This is a genomic window from Sulfuritalea sp., from assembly GCF_017302275.1.
Lineage (GTDB): Bacteria > Pseudomonadota > Gammaproteobacteria > Burkholderiales > Rhodocyclaceae > Sulfuritalea.
On the sequence record NZ_JAFLDR010000012.1, the window covers coordinates 59,765 to 76,690 of the forward strand.

The 16,926-nt window shown below is 64.0% G+C and carries 18 protein-coding genes; 10 read left to right on the forward strand and 8 right to left on the reverse strand.

Annotated features, from left to right (window positions below; all coding sequences use genetic code 11):
• Position 1: 1 nt before the first annotated feature.
• The 10 genes from flgE to J0M27_RS08720 all read left to right on the forward strand — a co-directional run bounded on the left by flgE (position 2) and on the right by J0M27_RS08720 (position 11,072).
• Entirely contained in the window at positions 2-1,300 is a 1,299-nt protein-coding gene (flgE, locus tag J0M27_RS08675; protein ID WP_294989990.1) for a flagellar hook protein FlgE, read from the forward strand.
• 36 nt (positions 1,301-1,336) lie between these two features.
• Positions 1,337-2,089, forward strand: coding sequence for a flagellar basal-body rod protein FlgF (gene flgF / locus J0M27_RS08680; RefSeq protein ID WP_294989993.1), 753 nt, complete (start codon positions 1,337-1,339; stop codon positions 2,087-2,089).
• 59 nt (positions 2,090-2,148) lie between these two features.
• Entirely contained in the window at positions 2,149-3,483 is a 1,335-nt protein-coding gene (locus J0M27_RS08685; RefSeq protein WP_294989997.1) for a flagellar hook protein FlgE, read from the forward strand.
• Positions 3,484-3,604: 121 nt separating this feature from the next.
• Positions 3,605-4,387 (forward strand): flagellar basal-body rod protein FlgG, encoded by a 783-nt coding sequence (flgG, locus tag J0M27_RS08690; protein ID WP_294990000.1) that lies wholly within the window; start codon positions 3,605-3,607, stop codon positions 4,385-4,387.
• Positions 4,388-4,403: 16 nt separating this feature from the next.
• Positions 4,404-5,069: a flagellar basal body L-ring protein FlgH gene (locus J0M27_RS08695; protein WP_294990003.1), complete on the forward strand. Its 666-nt coding sequence runs from the start codon at positions 4,404-4,406 to the stop codon at positions 5,067-5,069.
• Positions 5,070-5,079: 10 nt separating this feature from the next.
• Positions 5,080-6,195, forward strand: coding sequence for a flagellar basal body P-ring protein FlgI (locus tag J0M27_RS08700; protein ID WP_294990006.1), 1,116 nt, complete (start codon positions 5,080-5,082; stop codon positions 6,193-6,195).
• A gap of 78 nt (positions 6,196-6,273) precedes the next feature.
• Positions 6,274-7,233 (forward strand): flagellar assembly peptidoglycan hydrolase FlgJ, encoded by a 960-nt coding sequence (gene flgJ / locus J0M27_RS08705; RefSeq protein ID WP_294990009.1) that lies wholly within the window; start codon positions 6,274-6,276, stop codon positions 7,231-7,233.
• A 106-nt stretch (positions 7,234-7,339) separates the two neighbouring features.
• Entirely contained in the window at positions 7,340-9,268 is a 1,929-nt protein-coding gene (flgK, locus tag J0M27_RS08710; protein WP_294990012.1) for a flagellar hook-associated protein FlgK, read from the forward strand.
• A 26-nt stretch (positions 9,269-9,294) separates the two neighbouring features.
• Entirely contained in the window at positions 9,295-10,590 is a 1,296-nt protein-coding gene (gene flgL, locus J0M27_RS08715; RefSeq protein WP_294990015.1) for a flagellar hook-associated protein FlgL, read from the forward strand.
• A 68-nt stretch (positions 10,591-10,658) separates the two neighbouring features.
• Positions 10,659-11,072, forward strand: a complete 414-nt coding sequence (locus J0M27_RS08720; protein ID WP_294990018.1) for a hypothetical protein — start codon at positions 10,659-10,661, stop codon at positions 11,070-11,072.
• A gap of 12 nt (positions 11,073-11,084) precedes the next feature.
• Here the strand turns inward: J0M27_RS08720 and fliR are convergent, their stop codons facing one another.
• The 8 genes from fliR to J0M27_RS08760 all read right to left on the reverse strand — a co-directional run bounded on the left by fliR (position 11,085) and on the right by J0M27_RS08760 (position 16,918).
• On the reverse strand, positions 11,085-11,873 hold the full coding sequence (fliR, locus tag J0M27_RS08725; RefSeq protein WP_294990021.1) for a flagellar biosynthetic protein FliR: 789 nt from the start codon (positions 11,871-11,873) through the stop codon (positions 11,085-11,087).
• Positions 11,873-12,142 carry a flagellar biosynthesis protein FliQ gene (gene fliQ / locus J0M27_RS08730; protein WP_294990023.1) on the reverse strand — a complete coding sequence of 90 codons (270 nt, stop codon included), beginning with the start codon at positions 12,140-12,142 and terminating at the stop codon, positions 11,873-11,875. The genes fliR and fliQ overlap by 1 nt, the downstream gene beginning before the upstream one ends.
• Positions 12,139-12,870: a flagellar type III secretion system pore protein FliP gene (gene fliP / locus J0M27_RS08735; protein WP_294990025.1), complete on the reverse strand. Its 732-nt coding sequence runs from the start codon at positions 12,868-12,870 to the stop codon at positions 12,139-12,141. Before fliP ends, fliQ begins: the two co-directional genes overlap by 4 nt.
• Positions 12,867-13,277 (reverse strand): flagellar biosynthetic protein FliO, encoded by a 411-nt coding sequence (gene fliO, locus J0M27_RS08740; RefSeq protein ID WP_294990027.1) that lies wholly within the window; start codon positions 13,275-13,277, stop codon positions 12,867-12,869. Before fliO ends, fliP begins: the two co-directional genes overlap by 4 nt.
• A 116-nt stretch (positions 13,278-13,393) precedes the next feature.
• Positions 13,394-13,813 (reverse strand): flagellar motor switch protein FliN, encoded by a 420-nt coding sequence (gene fliN, locus J0M27_RS08745; RefSeq protein ID WP_294990030.1) that lies wholly within the window; start codon positions 13,811-13,813, stop codon positions 13,394-13,396.
• Between the two features lie 48 nt (positions 13,814-13,861).
• Positions 13,862-14,839: a flagellar motor switch protein FliM gene (fliM, locus tag J0M27_RS08750; protein ID WP_294990034.1), complete on the reverse strand. Its 978-nt coding sequence runs from the start codon at positions 14,837-14,839 to the stop codon at positions 13,862-13,864.
• A gap of 29 nt (positions 14,840-14,868) precedes the next feature.
• Positions 14,869-15,495, reverse strand: coding sequence for a flagellar basal body-associated FliL family protein (locus tag J0M27_RS08755; protein WP_294990037.1), 627 nt, complete (start codon positions 15,493-15,495; stop codon positions 14,869-14,871).
• A gap of 118 nt (positions 15,496-15,613) precedes the next feature.
• On the reverse strand, positions 15,614-16,918 hold the full coding sequence (locus tag J0M27_RS08760) for a flagellar hook-length control protein FliK (RefSeq protein ID WP_294990040.1): 1,305 nt from the start codon (positions 16,916-16,918) through the stop codon (positions 15,614-15,616).
• Positions 16,919-16,926: the final 8 nt, after the last annotated feature.

Here is a 16,926-nt window from a genome sequence, read left to right on the forward strand (position 1 = left end):
CATGAGCTTTCAACAAGGATTGGCCGGACTGAATGCTTCTTCGCGGGCACTCGATACGATCGGCAACAATATCGCCAATTCCGGCACGATCGGCTACAAGACCGGATCGACGCAGTTCGCCGACGTGTTCGCGGCATCCCTGAGTGGCGCCGGATCGGCGCCCGTCGGACTTGGCACCAAGGTCTCCGCCGTGGTCCAGCAATTCACCCAGGGCAGCATCGGCGTCACCAACAATCCGCTCGACCTGGCGCTCAACGGCGGTGGCTTCTTCCAGATGGACGACGGCAACGGCTCGACGCTGTACAGCCGCAACGGGCAGTTCCAGCTCAACCAGGCCGGCTACATCGTCAACGGCAATGGCATGCAACTGAAAGGCATCATGGCCACCAACGGCGTGATTCCGCAAGGTTCGCCGCCGGAGCCGCTGCGCTTGTTTGATCCGACCAAGAGCCTGGCCGGCGCCCCGCTGCAGACCGGTGGTACGGCAGGCAGCCGGGGCATCGAGGCCAACGTCAACTTCGACGCGCGGATGGACGTGCCATTGACGCCGGTGTTCTCCTCCGCCGACCCGTCGTCCTACAACCAATCGACGGCGACGACGATCTACGACAGCCTCGGCAACCAGCACACCTACTCGATGTATTTCGTGAAAAATGGTCTGGCGCCGAACAGCTGGCATGTCTATGCATCGGTGGCCAACCCGGCCGGCGCATCGGTCGCCTCCACCGACCTGGGCCTGCTCGGCACCCTGGCGTTCGACACGGCGGGCAACATCACTCCGGCCTCGGCGACCATTGCCGCCGGTGCGCCCAGCATCACGGCCGCGCAACTGGGCTATGCAGGCGCGGTTTCGAACCTCGTTTTCCCGGTCACGTTTACCGGGTCCACCCAATACGGCTCGGGATTCTCGGTCAATGCGCTGCTCCAGGACGGCTATGGATCCGGCACGCTGGCCGGCTTCAATGTCGGCGAGGATGGCGTCATCCTCGGGCGCTACACCAACGGACAGTCTTCGCCGGTGGGGCAGATCACGCTCGCCGCGTTTCGCAATCCGCAGGGCCTGCGCCCGCTCGGCGACAACATGTGGGACGTGACCCCGGCCAGCGGCACGGCCATCGTTGACAAGCCGGGTGCCTCCGGACAGTACGGCGTGCTCCAGTCGGCGGCGCTTGAAGAGTCCAACGTCGACCTGACGGCGGAATTGGTCACCATGATCACCATGCAGCGCTCCTATCAGGCCAACGCACAGACCATCAAGACCCAGGACAGCATCCTGCAGACCCTGGTGAACCTGCGTTGATGATCCTGACTGATTGCGGTTGAGACGGCGGACACCATGGACCGGATGATCTACACCGCGATGAGCGGAGCCAGCCAGACGATGAGTCGTCAGGCCGCCGTGGCGCATAACCTGGCCAATGTGAATGCGACCGGCTATCGGGCCGAGGAGCACCGCCTGCGCGCGGCCAACGTGCAGTCGCAGGCGGCGCAGAAGGGACTGCCGACGCGCAGTTTCGCGGTGGACGCCAGCACCCATACGGACTTCACGGCGGGGCCGATGGCCCACACCGGGCGTCCCCTCGACATGGCGGTGCAGGGCGAGGGCTGGATTGCCCTGCAGATGCCGGACGGCAGCGAAGCCTATACGCGCAACGGCAGTTTCGAGTTGAACGTGAATGGCATTCTCCAGACCCGCGGCGGAATTCCGGTACAGGGCGACGGCGGTCCGATCTCGGTGCCGCCGGAAGTCACGCTCAGCATCGGCAAGGATGGCACGATCTCGGCGCTGCCCGAGACCGGTCCGCGCAACACACCCAGCGTGATCGGGCGCATCAAGCTGGTCAAGCCGTCCAATGGCGACATGGTCCGCGGCGAGGACGGCCTGTTTCGGGTGCGCGGCGGCGACCCCGCGCCGGTCGACGAAACGGTCGGCATCCTGTCGGGCACCCTGGAAGGCAGCAACGTGAATGCGGCGGAACAGATGGTCACCATGATCTCCCTGGCCCGCCAGTTCGAAATGCAAATGAAGATGCTGTCGACCGCGGATGCCAACGACCGCGCCGCGACGCAGATTCTGGCGTCCCGCTAGCGCCCGCGATGGCGCCGCTGGCGAAGGTCGGAACGGCCGAACAAGCGAAAGGATAGAAGATGACCCTTGCAAACAGCATGAGTGGACTGATCGCAGCGGCCAAGGCCATCGACGTGGTCGGCAACAACATCGCCAACTCCCAGACGATAGGCTTCAAGTCGTCCATCGCCCGCTTTACCAGCGTCACGGCTGTCGGCAATGCCAGCGGCGCGACGGCAAAGGGCGGCGCTGCGGGTGTCAGCGCGGACAACATCTTCCAGCAATTCACCCAGGGCGATGTCGCGCTGAGCGACAGTCCGCTCGACATCGCGATCAACGGGCTCGGATTCTTCCGCCTGTACGATGCGGAAAACAACCGGGTCACCTTTACCCGCGACGGCCAGTTCCGCCTTTCCTACGAGGGCGACAGCTTTCCCAGGCTGGTGACGCGTTCCGGGCTCGCCCTGACGGGGAACCTGCCTGACTTCAGCACGGATCCCTACGGCACCATCGACACCACGCCGACCCCGGTGCCGATCGCGGTCGATCCCTACTTTCCGCCCAAGCCGACCAGCGCGATCCAGTTGAACATGAATCTCGATTCGCGCGTCGCCGCCCCTGCGCTGCCGTTCGATCCGACGAAGCCGCTGACCTACAACAGGTCGACCCTGGCCACCGTCTTCGATCCGGCGGGTGAGCCGCACGACTTGCGCGTATATCTGGTCAAGCCGGGCGCGGCGAGCGCATGGGATGTCTATACCACGCTCGACTTCGACGCCAACGCAATCCCGCCGCTGGCCCCGGTCGTCTCGGGCCCGCTCGGCCTGGCATTCGATACGCAGGGCGTGCTCGGTACCGCCATGCCGATGCCGCCGATCACCCTGGCCACTTCCAACGGCAACCTGCAGGTCAGCCTGGACTTTGGCGGCACCACGCAGGTCGGCACCTCGTTCGCCATGAACTCGATCACCCAGGATGGATACGGCGAAGGCAAGATCCAGGAGGCCAGCGAGTTCATGGTGCTCGCCGACGGCCATATCAGCGCGCGTTATTCAAACGGGCAGCGACGCAACGTGGCGCAGGTGGTGCTCGCGAATTTCACCAATCCCAACGCCCTGGTCAACCTCGGCGACAACCAGTGGACGACCAATGACGATCCGCTGCGCGGCACGGGAGCGGTGACCCTGGGCTTTCCCAACTTTTCGACGCTGAAGACCGGCGGCACGGTCGGCAACAGCGCTCTTGCGGAGGGCATGGGTTCCCTGCAGGGGTACGCCGTCGAGCAGTCGAACGTCGATCTCTCGGTGGAACTGGTGGCCCTGATCGAGCAGCAGCGCAACTACCAGGCCAGCGCGCAGACATTCAAGATCCTCGATCAGGTCTTGCAGAACCTCGCGAACATGCGTTCGGGTTGATGTTCGGTCTCGTGCACATCATCGTGAAAATCCGCAAGCCTTTCGATTCGCGGACCTTGTCCGCCATTTCTTCCGCCGTCGGCCACCGCTTGCCGATGTTGATCATCAGGAGTCGTTCCAAATGATGCGTTCCCTCTGGATTGCCAAGACCGGCCTGGATGCCCACCAGACGTCGATGGATGTCATTACCAGCAACCTCGCCAATGTCAGCACCACCGGCTTCAAGCGTTCGCGTCCGGTGTTCGAGGACCTGCTTTACCAGACCCTGCGCCAACCGGGCGCCGCCTCCTCGCAGGCGTCGACCGTACCGTCCGGCCTGACGCTGGGTACCGGCGTGCGCGTGGTCGCCACGGAACACATTTTCACCCAGGGCACGGTGCAGAAGACCGACAATCCGCTCGACCTCGCGATCCAGGGCAACGGTTTTTTCCAGATCCAGATGCCGGACGGCTCGCTGGCCTATACCCGTGACGGATCCTTCACCAAGGATGCCAACGGACTGATCGTCACGGCCAACGGCTACCCGCTGAGCCCGCCGATCACGATTCCCGCCAATGCGCTCAGTGTGACCATTTCCCCCGACGGCGTCGTCACGTATTCCCAGCCCGGCAACAATGCGCCGCAGCCCGGCGGCAACATCCAGCTGGTCGGCTTCATCAATAACGCGGGCCTGCAGAGCAGCGGCCAGAACCTGTTCGTCGAAACCGCCTCGTCCGGCACCGGCACGGCGACCACGCCGGGAACCAACGGCACGGGGCTGATCAACCAGGGCTATGTCGAGACCTCCAACGTCAACGTGGCGGAGGAACTGGTGAACATGATCGTCGCACAGCGCGGCTACGAGATGAATTCGAAGGCAGTGACGACCTGCGACCAGATGCTTTCACGCCTGACCCAAATCTAAGGCAACGGGTGACACCATGAAAAATGTACTAGCAAGCGTTTCCCTGCTGGCGGCCCTGGCTGGTTGCGTGACCACGGCGCCGACGACGGCAATCCACCAGCCGATGAGCCAGCGCCCCGAGGCCCGCAGCCTGGCGCCGACGACCAATGGCGCCATTTTCAACGTCGCCTCCGCGCGCCCGCTGTTCGAGGATCGTCGCGCGCGGTTCGTCGGCGACACAATCACCATCAGCATCGCCGAGAAGGTGCAGGCCTCCAAGAAGTCCGAGAACAAGTCGACCCGCAGCCATGCGGTGGACGTCACCGTGCCGACCATCGCCGGCCTGCCGTTCAAGGGCGCGCAGGGCACCGCGCTGTCGGCCAGCGACACCAACAATTTCAGCGGCAAGGGCGAGAACACCTCGTCCAACGACTTCACCGGTACCATCACCGTGACGGTGATCGAGATCTACCCGAACGGCAACCTGCTGGTGTCCGGGGAGAAGCAGATCGGCCTCAAGGAAGGCGAGGAATTCGTCCGCTTCTCGGGCGTCGTCAATCCCAACACGATCAGCTCGGCGAACACCGTCGTGTCGACCCAGGTGGCCGATGCGCGCATCGAGTACAAAGCCAATGGCTTCCTCGATTCCGCGCAGGTCATGGGGTGGCTGGGCCGCTTCTTCCTGACCTTCCTGCCCTTCTGAGGATTTCGCCATGACAAGCATTCAGACCCGTCTTCTCGTCGCGCTGTGCCTTTGCGCGGCGCTGCTGGCGACCGGCACCGCGGCGCGCGCCGAGCGTATCAAGGACATTGCTTCCGTCGCCGGCGTGCGCGCCAACCAGTTGGTCGGCTACGGCATTGTTGTCGGTCTCGACGGCAGCGGCGACCAGACTACGCAGACCCCCTTCACGGTGCAGAGCATGATCAGCATGCTGTCGGCACTGGGCGTCAACCTGCCGCCCGGCCAGTCCCTGCAGTTGAAGAATGTCGCCGCCGTGATGGTCACCGCCAGCCTGCCCGCCTTCGCGCGCACCGGGCAGGCCATCGACATCACCGTGTCGTCGATCGGCAATGCCAAGAGCCTGAAGGGCGGCACCTTGATCCTGACACCCTTGAAGGGAGCGGATGGGCAGATTTACGCGATGGCCCAGGGCAATGTCGCGGTGATCGGCGCCGGCGCCACCAGTGCCGGGTCCAAGGTGACGGTCAATCACCTGTCGGTGGGGCGCATCGCCGCGGGCGCGACGGTGGAACGGGAAGTGCCGATGCCGCTGGGGCAGGGCGAGTTCGTCCATTTCGAGTTGAACACGACCGATTTCGGCACCGCCCAGCAAGTGGTGGAGGCCATCAATCGCGCCTTGCCGGGTACCGCCACGGCTGCTGACGGTCGTCAGGTCAAGGTACGCGCACCCGTGAATCCCGACGAGCGGGTCAGCTTCATCGGGCGCATTGAAAGCATCGAGGTGACGCCGGCGAAAATGGCGGCCAAGGTGATCGTCAACAGTCGCACCGGATCGGTCGTGATGAACCAGGCCGTGCTGCTCGAAAGCTGTGCGGTGGCCCATGGCGCCCTCTCGGTTTCGGTGAGCACGGAAAACACCGTGAGCCAGCCGGGTGCGCTATCCGCCGGCCAGACCGCGGGTGTAGCGAACTCGCAAATCGAGATCAAGCAGGAAGGGGGCGCGTTGATGAACGTCAAGGGCAGCGCCAGTCTTGCGGAGATCGTCCGGGCACTGAACTCGCTCGGCGCCAATCCGCAGGATCTGATCGCGATCCTGCAGGCCATGAAGTCGGCCGGGGCGCTGCGCGCCGAACTGGAAATCATCTGAGCGTGGCGGCAATGGAGGCAATTGCGGCTTTTCTTTCTCGATTGCCGGCCTCGTGAGCGCGGCATCCTGCTCTCTGCCATGACCACCGCCAATTCCACCGCCGGTATCAGCGTGTCCTCGAACGTCCTCGATACCGGCGCCCTGGTCAATCTCAAGCGCCAGGCAAAATCCGGCGATCCCGCGGCCAACAAGGCCGTGGCGAAGCAGTTCGAAGCGCTTTTCATGCAAATGGTGTTGAAGTCGATGCGCGCGGCGACGCCGCGCGAAGGGCTGCTCGACAGCGAGCCGGGGCGCCTTTACGAGTCGCTGCTCGACCAGCAGCTCAGCCTAAACCTCGGCGGCGGCAAACGCGGGCTCGGGCTGGCGGAGATGATCGAGGCGCAATTGAATCGCCAGATTGCGCCGCTGCCGACCTCGTCCGAGGGCCTGCCGCTGCAGCGCGCACCGCGCGCGTTTCCGCTGCCGGAGCAGAAGGCGCTGCCCATGCGCATCGAGGCCGCCATCAATCCGCGTTCCGACGCAAACGTTGCCGTGTCGCCAGCGCCGACTTCCGTGATGGAAGTCACCACGGCGCAGCGAAAGTTCGTCGATCGCCTGCTGCCGTCGGCGCTTGCCGCCGAACGCAGTACCGGCATACCGGCCCATTTCATGATGGCGCAGGCCGCGCTGGAAACCGGGTGGGGCCGCCACGAGCCCGTCCGGCGCGATGGCAGCGCCAGCTTCAATATCTTCGGCATCAAGGCCGGTGCGGGCTGGAACGGCCCGACGGTCGAGGCAAGCACCACGGAAGTGGTGGCGGGATTGGCGCAGACCCGGGTCGAGCGCTTCCGCGCCTACGCGTCCTACGAGCAGTCGTTCAACGACTACGCCAGGCTCCTCAAGGACAATCCGCGCTATGCCGACGTGCTCGGCGTGCGCGAGCCGGACCGCTTCGCGCGCGGCCTGCAGGCGGCGGGCTATGCGACCGATCCGCAGTACGCCAGCAAACTGGAGCGCATCATCGGCGGGCCCGCGCTGCAGCAGGCCATGAACGGCTGATCAGCTTGCCTGGTCTGCCTGCTTGGCACGCCAGTTGCTAAATCTCCCGTGAGTGCTCAACTAGCGGCAATTCTTGCCGTTATATGGGTTTAATCGTGGAGCGATCATGAGTATCTTCGGTATCGGCGTCAGCGGGCTCAGCGCGGCACAAGCCGGTTTGCTGACGACCAGCCACAACATTTCGAATGCCGCCACGCCGGGCTACAGCCGGCAGGTGATCGTCCAGGGAACCAATTCCCACCTGTTCACCGGCGCGGGTTTTCTGGGGCAGGGCGCGCACGTGGAGACCGTGCGGCGTGTCTACGACGAGTTTCTCGGTCGCCAGGTGCTGAATGCCGAAATGGGCGCGGCCGAGATGGAAAGCTATTCTGCCCAGATCAGCCAGATCGACAATCTGCTGGCCGATCCGGCTGCCGGGCTTTCGTCGGCGCTGGCTTCGTTCTTCAAGGGCGTGCAGGATGTTGCCGCCAATCCGACTTCCGTCGCTGCGCGTCAGTCCATGCTTTCCGCGAGTCAGGCCCTGACCGCGCGCTTCCAGGGACTTGACGAGCGCTTGACGGATATTCGCGAGGGCGTCAACCAGCAGATAGCCGCCCAGATCACGCAAATCAACACCTTCAGCACCCAGCTGGCGGACATCAACCAGCGCATCATCCTGGCGCGGGCGGCGGGCACCGGACAACAGCCGAACGACCTGCTCGACCAGCGCGACCAGATGTTAAGGGATCTGAACAAACTGGTGCGGGTCAGCACGGTGACGCAAGGCGACGGCAGCATCAATGTATTTGTCGGCAGCGGCCAGCCGCTGGTGGTCGGCAGCCAGTCCTATCAACTGCGGGCGGTCAGCGCACCCGAGGAGCCGGAGCGCGTTTCGGTCGGAATAGTCGGCGCCGGCGGTACGGTGCAGGTCTTGTCGGACGCACAGATTACCGGGGGTAGCCTGGGTGGCGTGCTCGCCTTTCGCAGCCAGTCGCTCGACGAAGCGCAGAACGCACTGGGCCGGATTGCCCTGACCCTGGCCAGGGATGTCAATGAGCAGCATCGGCTGGGCCAGGACTTGGCCGGCGCGCCGGGCCAGGCCTTTTTCAGCGTCGCATCACCATCGGTCCGTGCCAGCAGCCTGAATACCGGAGCCGGAGCGCCGGCCGTCAGTATCGATGCAACGAGCATCGCGGAATTGACCACCAGCGACTACCGGCTCAGCTTTGTCGGCGGCAACTACCGCTTGACGCGCCTGGCGGACAGCCAGGTGCAGACCTTCGCCACCTTGCCGCAGACGGTGGACGGGATGACGATCGCGGCGGGAACCTGGGTGCCCAACGCCAACGACAGCATCCTGATCCAGCCGACGCGACGGGGCGCGGAGACGCTCTCGATGACGTTTTCCGATCCGCGGCAGATCGCGGCTGCGGCCCCGATACGCAGTTCGGCCGCGCTGGACAATACCGGCACGGCACGCATCGGCGGCGGAGTCGTCAACGGCCCGCCACCGACCGCGGCCAACCTGAAGAATACGGTCACCATCACTTTTACCAGCGCAACGACCTTTGACGTCGTCGATACGACCGCCGCGACCACGCTCGCCAGCGGCGTCGCCTATGCCACGGGAGCGTCGATCAGCTACAACGGCTGGACCACGCAGATCAGCGGCAATCCGGCGAGCGGCGACGTGTTCACCATCGCCGCAAACACCAATGGCGTTGCCGACAACCGCAATGCCGTGCTGATCGGCGCCTTGCAGACCCGCAACACGATGGGTGCCAGCGCCGGGGGCGCGGCGACCGCCAGCTACCAGTCGGCCTATGCCCAGATCGTCAGCACGGTCGGCAGCAAGGCCAACGAAGTGAATGCGGTCGGCGCCGCCCGGCAAGGCCTGGTCGCCAGCGCGGAGGAAGCCCAGGCATCGCTTTCGGGCGTCAATCTGGACGAGGAGGCCGCCAACCTGCTGCGATACCAGCAGGCCTACCAGGCCTCGGCCAAGGTGCTGGAAGTTGCCAGCCGGGTGTTCGACGAGTTGCTGGCACTCGGCCGCTGAAATGGCATTGATCAAGGGGAGAACCCATGCGCGTCAGTAGCGGAATGATCTTCGATGCCGGAGTCTCGGCCATCAACCGGCAGACCTCTTCGTTGCTGGCGACCCAGCAGCAGGTGTCGTCCGGCAGGCGGATCCTGCGGCCCAGCGACGACCCGGTGGCCGCCGCGCGCACCCTCGAAATCCAGCAGGGTGCCGATTTCGTCGCCCAGTTCAAGCAGAACCACGATTACGCATCGGCTACGCTAGGCCTCCAGGAGGCGCAACTGACCAGCGCCGGCGAAATCCTGTCGCGAGTGCGCGAACTCGCGGTGCAGGCCGGCAACACCAGCCTTACCGCGACCGCGCGGCAGGGCATCGCCATCGAGATGCGCGCCAGCTTCGATCGAATGCTCGCCATCGCCAACTCGACCGACGGCTCCGGCAACCACCTGTTCGCCGGCTTCATGAGCGGGACGACTCCCTTCGGCGGGAACGTCGACAACATCATTGCCGGCGGCGAGATCATCTATCAGGGCGACGACGGCCAGCGCAGCCTGCAGGTATCGCCCAGCCGTTTCGTCGAGGTGAGCGAATCGGGCCGCGACCTGTTCCAGCGCATCGGCAGCGGCAACGGCTATTTCGCCACCGATTATGCCGCCGGCAATACCGGGACCGGCATCGTCAGTTCCGGCACCGTGACAGATCCCGCCGCTTGGCAGGCGGCCACCGCACGCGATATCGACATCCGGTTCACCGTAAGTGCGGGTGTCACCACCTATGACCTGGTCAACACCGCGAGCGGCAATTCGCTCCTGACCGGTGCCGCGGCGCCCGCGCCGCTGGTCAGCCAGCGCACGTTCCAGCCCGGGCAACCGATCGTGCTGAAATCCCAGGGGCTCGAGCCGGCCTTCGATCTCGGCGGCAGCCTGAGCGTCAGCGGAAGCCCGGCGAGCGGCGACCGTTTCTCCGTAAACCCGAGCAGTTCGCAAAGCGTTTTCGCGACGATTTCCAACCTCGTCGGCGCGCTGGAAGGCGTCGCGGCGACTCCGGCCGACAATGCCAGGTACATCAACGAAGTCGCGTTCGCGCTGAACGACCTCGCCCGCGCCAGCGACAACATCCTCGGCGCGCGGGCCAGGATCGGCGCGCGCATGAACGAGATCGAGTCGCTGGCAGGACTGAACGATGACCTCGGCCTCCAGTACCAGCAAGCCTTGTCCAAGCTGCAGGACGTTGATTATGCACAGGCGATTTCGGACCTGACGCGCAAGCAGGTGCAACTGGAAGCCGCGCAACAGTCCTTCCTCAAGGTTTCCCAACTTTCTCTGTTCAACTACCTGTGATGACACCGTACCGCCAGCGCCGACTTTTGCTTGCCGCGCTTGCCGGGCTGCTTTCCGGATGCGGCGCAATGAACTATCCCGGACCGAGCGCCCTCGACGGCAACTTTCCGGCCCAGGGCCCGATCCTGCCCGACACCGCGCTGAACCTGACCAAATCGGTGCAGGTGCCTCTCGAAAAAATCGTCAACTGGGGGCTTTATGCGGGGGCGGCCTGGCTGATCCTCGATCCCCTGGCGCCCAACTGGGAGATCGAGCAGGCCAGTTTTCCGGAGCGCCATTTCCACCTTTCGCTCAAGATGAAACGGGTATATGCGGGCGGCGCCGGCGAGGCCCGTGTCGTGTTCCACCAGCGGGCCAAGGACCTGATGCGGCAGAACGGATTCGACAGCTATGCCGTGGTCGAGTACAGCGAGGGGTTGGAATCCTCGATTCTGGGTTCGCAGCGCGTCGCGCGCGGGGTGATCCAGCTGGTACGCAACTGATCGACGCCGGCATCAGCCGGCGGCGGCGGCCCGCACCGACAGCTCCAGCAGTTCGAAGCCCCGGTTGAAGACCGATTCCATGGCGGCGCCGATATAGGGCAGCGTCAGCCAGAGCACCACGAAACCCAGCGCCAGCGTCACCGGGAAGCCGACCGCGAACAGGTTGAGCGCGGGCGCGACGCGCGACAGCACGCCGAGAGCAATGTTGGTGACCAGCAAGGCCGTGATCAGCGGCAGCGCCAGCATCACGCCGAGGCTGAACATCATCGCCGCCGAGGTCACGATGGACCACAGCGCCACCGCATGGAAAGGCGTGGTGCTGACCGGCAGCAGCGTGAAGCTCTCTGCCAGCAGGGTGAGCGCAAGCAGGTGGCCGTTCATGGAAAGGAACATCAGGGCCGTGAGGAATCCGAGGAACTGGGTCATCACTGGCGTCACGCTGCTGCTGGTCGGGTCGAAAAAGGTCGCGAAGGACAAGCCCATCTGCAGCCCGATCAGTTCGCCTGTCACATCGAGCGCCGCCAGTGCGATGCGCAGGGCAAAGCCCATCATGACGCCGATCAGCATCTGCTCGGCGATCACCGCCAGTCCCAGCCACGAACCTGCCTCGATCGCGGGTGTTGGTGGCAGGGCCGGGGCTAGCGCAAATGTGATTCCCAGCCCCATGACCAGGCGCACGCGCACCGGCAGCGCCGCGTTGTTGAAGACGGGAGTCATCGCCAGCAGGCCGAGGACACGCGTCAGGGGAAATACAAAAAGGCCAAGCCAGGCGTCGAGCTGTGCCGAGCTGATGCTGATCACTAGCCAATGACCCCCGGTATTGACTCGTAAAGCCGGCGCATGTAGTCGGTCAGCATGGTGATCATCCACGGACCGGCAAGGATCAGGGTGACGAAAATCGCGATCAGCTTCGGCACGAACGAGAGGGTTGCTTCATTGATCTGGGTCGCCGCCTGGAAGATGCTGATGATCAGGCCGGTGACCAGCGCGGCGATGAACAGCGGCGCGGATATCAGCAGCGTCAATTCAACCGCGCCGCGGCCGATCTCGATGACCGTGGTCGGGGTCATTGTCCGAAACTCAGCACCAGCGAGCCGATCAGCAGGTTCCAGCCATCGACCAGCACGAACAGCATGATCTTGAAGGGCAGGGCGACGATCACCGGCGACATCATCATCATGCCCATCGACATCAGGACCGAGGCGACGATCATGTCGATGATCAGGAAGGGAATGAAGATTATGAATCCGATCTGGAATGCGGTTTTAAGCTCCGACGTGACGAAGGCAGGGATCAGGATGCGCATCGGGATCTCGTCGGCCTTGGACGGCGGCGCCTGCTTGGCGATCTTGGTGAATGTCACCAGGTCCGCATCGCGCACCTGTTTCAGCATGAAGGCCCGCAAGGGGACCGCGCCCTTTTCCAGCGCCTGCTGAAAGCCGATCCTGTTTTCACTCAGCGGCAGGTAGGCTTCCGCGTAGATCCGGTCACCGACCGGCGCCATGATGAAAAAAGTGAGGAACAGCGCGAGACCGACCAGGACCTGGTTCGGCGGCGAGGTCTGCGTACCGAGCGCATGGCGCAAGAGGGAAAAGACGATGATGATCCGGGTGAAGCTGGTCATCATCAGGATCAGCGCCGGGAGAAAGGTCAGGCTGGTCAGCAGCAGCAGGGTCTGGATCGACAGCGACCACTGGACGCCGCCGCCGGGAGCAGGCGTGCTGGTGACGGCGGGCATCGCCTGGGCAAATGCCAGTGCCGGTGTCAGCAGGAGCAAGGCAAAAAAGCGTGCCTTCATGACCGCGGCTTTCGCATGAGTTGCTCAAGCCAGGCCGGCATCGCTGTGGACGTCGGGCCGGGAGCGGCAGGCGGCAAGGCCTGGCGGGGGATTTCGGCGAGGGCGGACACGCGGCCCGGAGCGACTCCCAGCACCAGCCACGTGCTGCCCACCTCGACGATTACGACGCGCTCACGCCCGCCGACCGGCGTGGTGGCGACAATCCGCATCAATCCTGCAGCGGGACCTCGTTGCAGAGTCAGTTTCTTCAAGAGCCACAGGCTGCCGACCAGCAGGGCGAGTATGCCGACCAGCCCGAGCAGCATTTGCACCAGGTTGCCGCTCACTGTGGGTGGCGCGACGACCTGTGCCGTCGCTTCCGCGACCGGCAGAAACAAGGCGATGATAGGGAATAGTATTTTGCGCATGCGCACCTGAAAACACGACGCCGCGTCGTGATGAGTCGGCGACTATGGACTGGTGCGAGGATACGGCGTGCGCTGCTTGCGGTAGCGCGCAAGCAAAGGGGCTAAGCGCCGACTTATCAGCGATTAAGCTTGCGGATGCGTTCCTGGGGGGTAATGATGTCTGTCAGGCGGATGCCGAACTTGTCATTGACGACCACCACCTCGCCCTGGGCGATCAGCGTGCCATTGATCAGGACGTCCATTGGCTCGCCGGCCAGTCCGTCAAGTTCGACGACCGATCCGTGCGCTAGCTGCAGCAGGTTGCGGATCGAAATCTTGGTGCGCCCCAGTTCCACCGTCAACGCGACGGGGATGTCCATGATCATGTCGAAGCCGCGCGGGGCCTGGGAACCCCCGGCATCTTCGGAAAACTGCTCGAATATCTGTGCCGGCTGGACGCCGGGTGCAGGTTGCGCCTCGGCCGCGGCTTGTTCGCCCATGGCGGCGGCCCAGTCATCATCGGAAACCTGCTGTTCGGCGGCGGTGGGGTCGTTCATTTCATGCTCCAGACATCGTTGAGGCAAACGGGACGTCGGTCATGATAATCATGTTTCCGCCTCCGCGAGGAAGCGTTCGATCTTGAGTGCGTATTGACCGTTGTGGACGCCGTAGCGCGACTCGACGACGGGCACCCCGTCAACCGCCGCCCGCATGGTCGCCTCAATCGTCAGCGGAATCACGTCGCCGACCTTCATCGCGACGATCTGGCCAAAAGTCAGGGTGGTGGTACCCAGCGTCGCGACCAGTTCCACTTCGGCGGTTTGCAACTGGCGGGTCAGCATGCCGGTCCAGCGACTGTCCGTTCCGGTCTGTTCGCTATGCATGGAACTGTGCAGCATGTCGCGGATCGGTTCGATCATCGAATAGGGCAGGCAGATATGAAGTTCCGAGGTGTTGCCGGCGAATTCGAGGTTGAACGTGATAGAGATCACCACTTCGGAGGGCGTCGCGATGTTGGCGAACTGGGTGTTCATCTCGGAACGCACATATTCGAAGCTCAGCGGATACACCGGCTGCCAAGCCTTCTGGTACTCCTCGAAGACGACCTCGAGCAGGTTCTGGATGATGCGCTGCTCGGTGGGTGTGAAGTCGCGGCCCTCGACGCGGGTATGGAAGCGGCCGTCCCCGCCGAACATGTTGTCGACCACGAGGAAGACGAGGTTGGGGTCCATCACGATCAGGCCGGTGCCGCGCAGCGGTTTGGCCTGGATCAGATTGAGGTTGGTGGGTACCACCAAATTGCGGATGAACTCGCTGTACTTCTGCACCTTGATCGGTGCGACCGAAACTTCGACGCCCTTGTGCATGTAGTTGAACAGGCCGATGCGCAGGTAACGCGCGAAGCGCTCGTTGATGAGTTCCATCGTCGGCATGCGGCCGCGAACAATCCGCTCCTGGCGTCCAAGATCATAGGGTCTGACGCCGCCGACATCACCCGCCTCTGCGGCTACTTCGTCCGGCTCACCGGCGACGCCCTTGAGCAGCGCGTCGACTTCTTCCTGGGAGAGAAAATCCTGGGCCATTCGATTCAACGCCCCAAACGGACGATGTGTTACTGAATGATGAAGCTTGAGAATAGCACGGATTGTACGGGGGCACCGGGGTCGGCAGCGTCGGCGGGTGGCGCGGCCGCCGCCTCGGCAGCCGGGCTGGCTTCGGTGGCTGGCTTGGCGTCGGCTGGGGGTTTGGCCTTCTGGGCCGTCGGGTCAATGACCCGGTTGGCGATGTCGCGTAACTCGTTGGCAAGGCGCTGCACGCCAGTAGCGGTGGAGAGCATGGACGCCTTGTTGTTCATCAGCGCCAGGGTCATGCGGTGTTTGAGTTCGGGCTCGAACTGCTTCATCAGTTCCAGGCCCTGCGAATCCAGCAGCTTCAGCTGGACTTCCGCCTGCAGGTAGGCCTCCTGCTGCTCGGTTTGCAGCTTTACCGTGAACGCCTTGTCGAACTTGTAGAAAACCGGGGGGGCGCCCGGTTCAGCCTTTTTCTTCTTCGCAGGTTCCTTGGTAGCCGCTTCGGTTGCCTCGTCGCCGGTTGGCGCCGGCTTCTTCAGCAGGAAGAACGCGGCGCCTCCACCCAGGGCAAGGCAGGCAACGCCGATCAGCGCGAACACCATCCACTTGCCTTTCTTCTTGGGTGGAGTTGCTGCGGTTTCAGCTTCGGCTTTTTTTGCATCGGCCATCTAAAGTTCTCCGGAAATTTCCTGTCGGTCTTGATTGAGGGTATGCGCGCGCTTCGCATCTTGGCAGATCGGCCGCTTCACGGGAATGTACTCCGGCACTCGCGTACGCCGACCGCGCTCAGGCAAAGACGTCGACCATGCCACGGCCGATGCCGCTGCGCCAAATGGACCCGCTTGCCAGCGCTTCGACGGAAGCCGCATTGGATTCGCCGAATCGATTGCCGGGCGCATTGCGATCGTCCTTCTGCCACATTGTGCCGGCATCTTGCCGGCTCTCCGCGCCGACATACGCATTGCCCAGGGCGACACCCGCCTCGGCCAGGACTTCGCGCAGGCGCGACATGGAGTTTTCGAGCGCCTCGCGTACCACCGCATTGGGCGATGCAAAGCTCGCGCTTACGTTGTCCCCCTCGACAACCATGGTGACTTCGATGCGTCCCAGTTGCGGCGGATTGAGGACGAGATCCGCCTGCTGACGGCCATTGCCGACCATCCAGGTCAGCTTCTCGCCCATTTCGTGGTTCCACCCGGCCTGTCCGAAGCCGGTTTCGATCCTGACGCTCGGCGGTGGCGCCGTGGCGGGCGTGTTTCCGCTGGCCTGCGGCGTGGCATTGGCTGGAGTGCCGGTAAACCGGTCCAGCATGCTGCGGAAGTCCGCGCCGCCTTCCACTTGTGAGTTTGCCCGGGAATCGGGCCGCACCGTTTCGGCAGAAATTGCCGGCTCGACGGCAAGCTTCTCCGCAGGAGCCTTGCGGTCGAAAGGAACAACCGGTGATTGAGCGCTGCGCTGGGGGGTGTCCTCGCGTTTCCCACCACGCGCCTCGGTATTTCCAAGAGTCGGCGCTGGCGCCACGGCGTCGGCAGCCATCGTGGGCACGGTTCCCGGCAGCGTGCCTTCGGAAGATTCCAGGGCGAAGGCACTGTGCGCCGCTACCGCAGGAGTTCTGGTCTGCTCGGCAGTCTGGCCCGCCGGCGTGAGTCCGGCCAATGCCGGCGTCGCCGGATTCACCGCATCGGACACGATGATGGAGTCTGGCGACGTGGCCGCCTGCGAGGTGGGATCGCTCGTAACCGGCTGATCGGTTACGGCCAAGCTGAGCAGGGTGGGGAACGGGGGGGTATCACCGATGCCTTGAGTCGTGGCGGCACCATCCTTTCCTGCCGCCACTGCGCTACTCCCGTCTTTTGCCGTCGCGGGCCTCCCGCCATTGGCGGATGCGGCTTGATTGCTTCGGGATTTGAGGACAGCGGCAAAAGTGACGGTCGTAGCAGGGCCGGATTCGTTGCCGCCATTCTCGCGACCCCGCGTTTCGTCGCCACGGTTCGCGGACGGGTTCGGGGCACTCGCGGCCGGCGATGCGTTCAAGATGGTTGCCATGTGCGGTTTCTTTCCGGTTGGACAGTCATGCACACGCCCACGCAAACTCTATG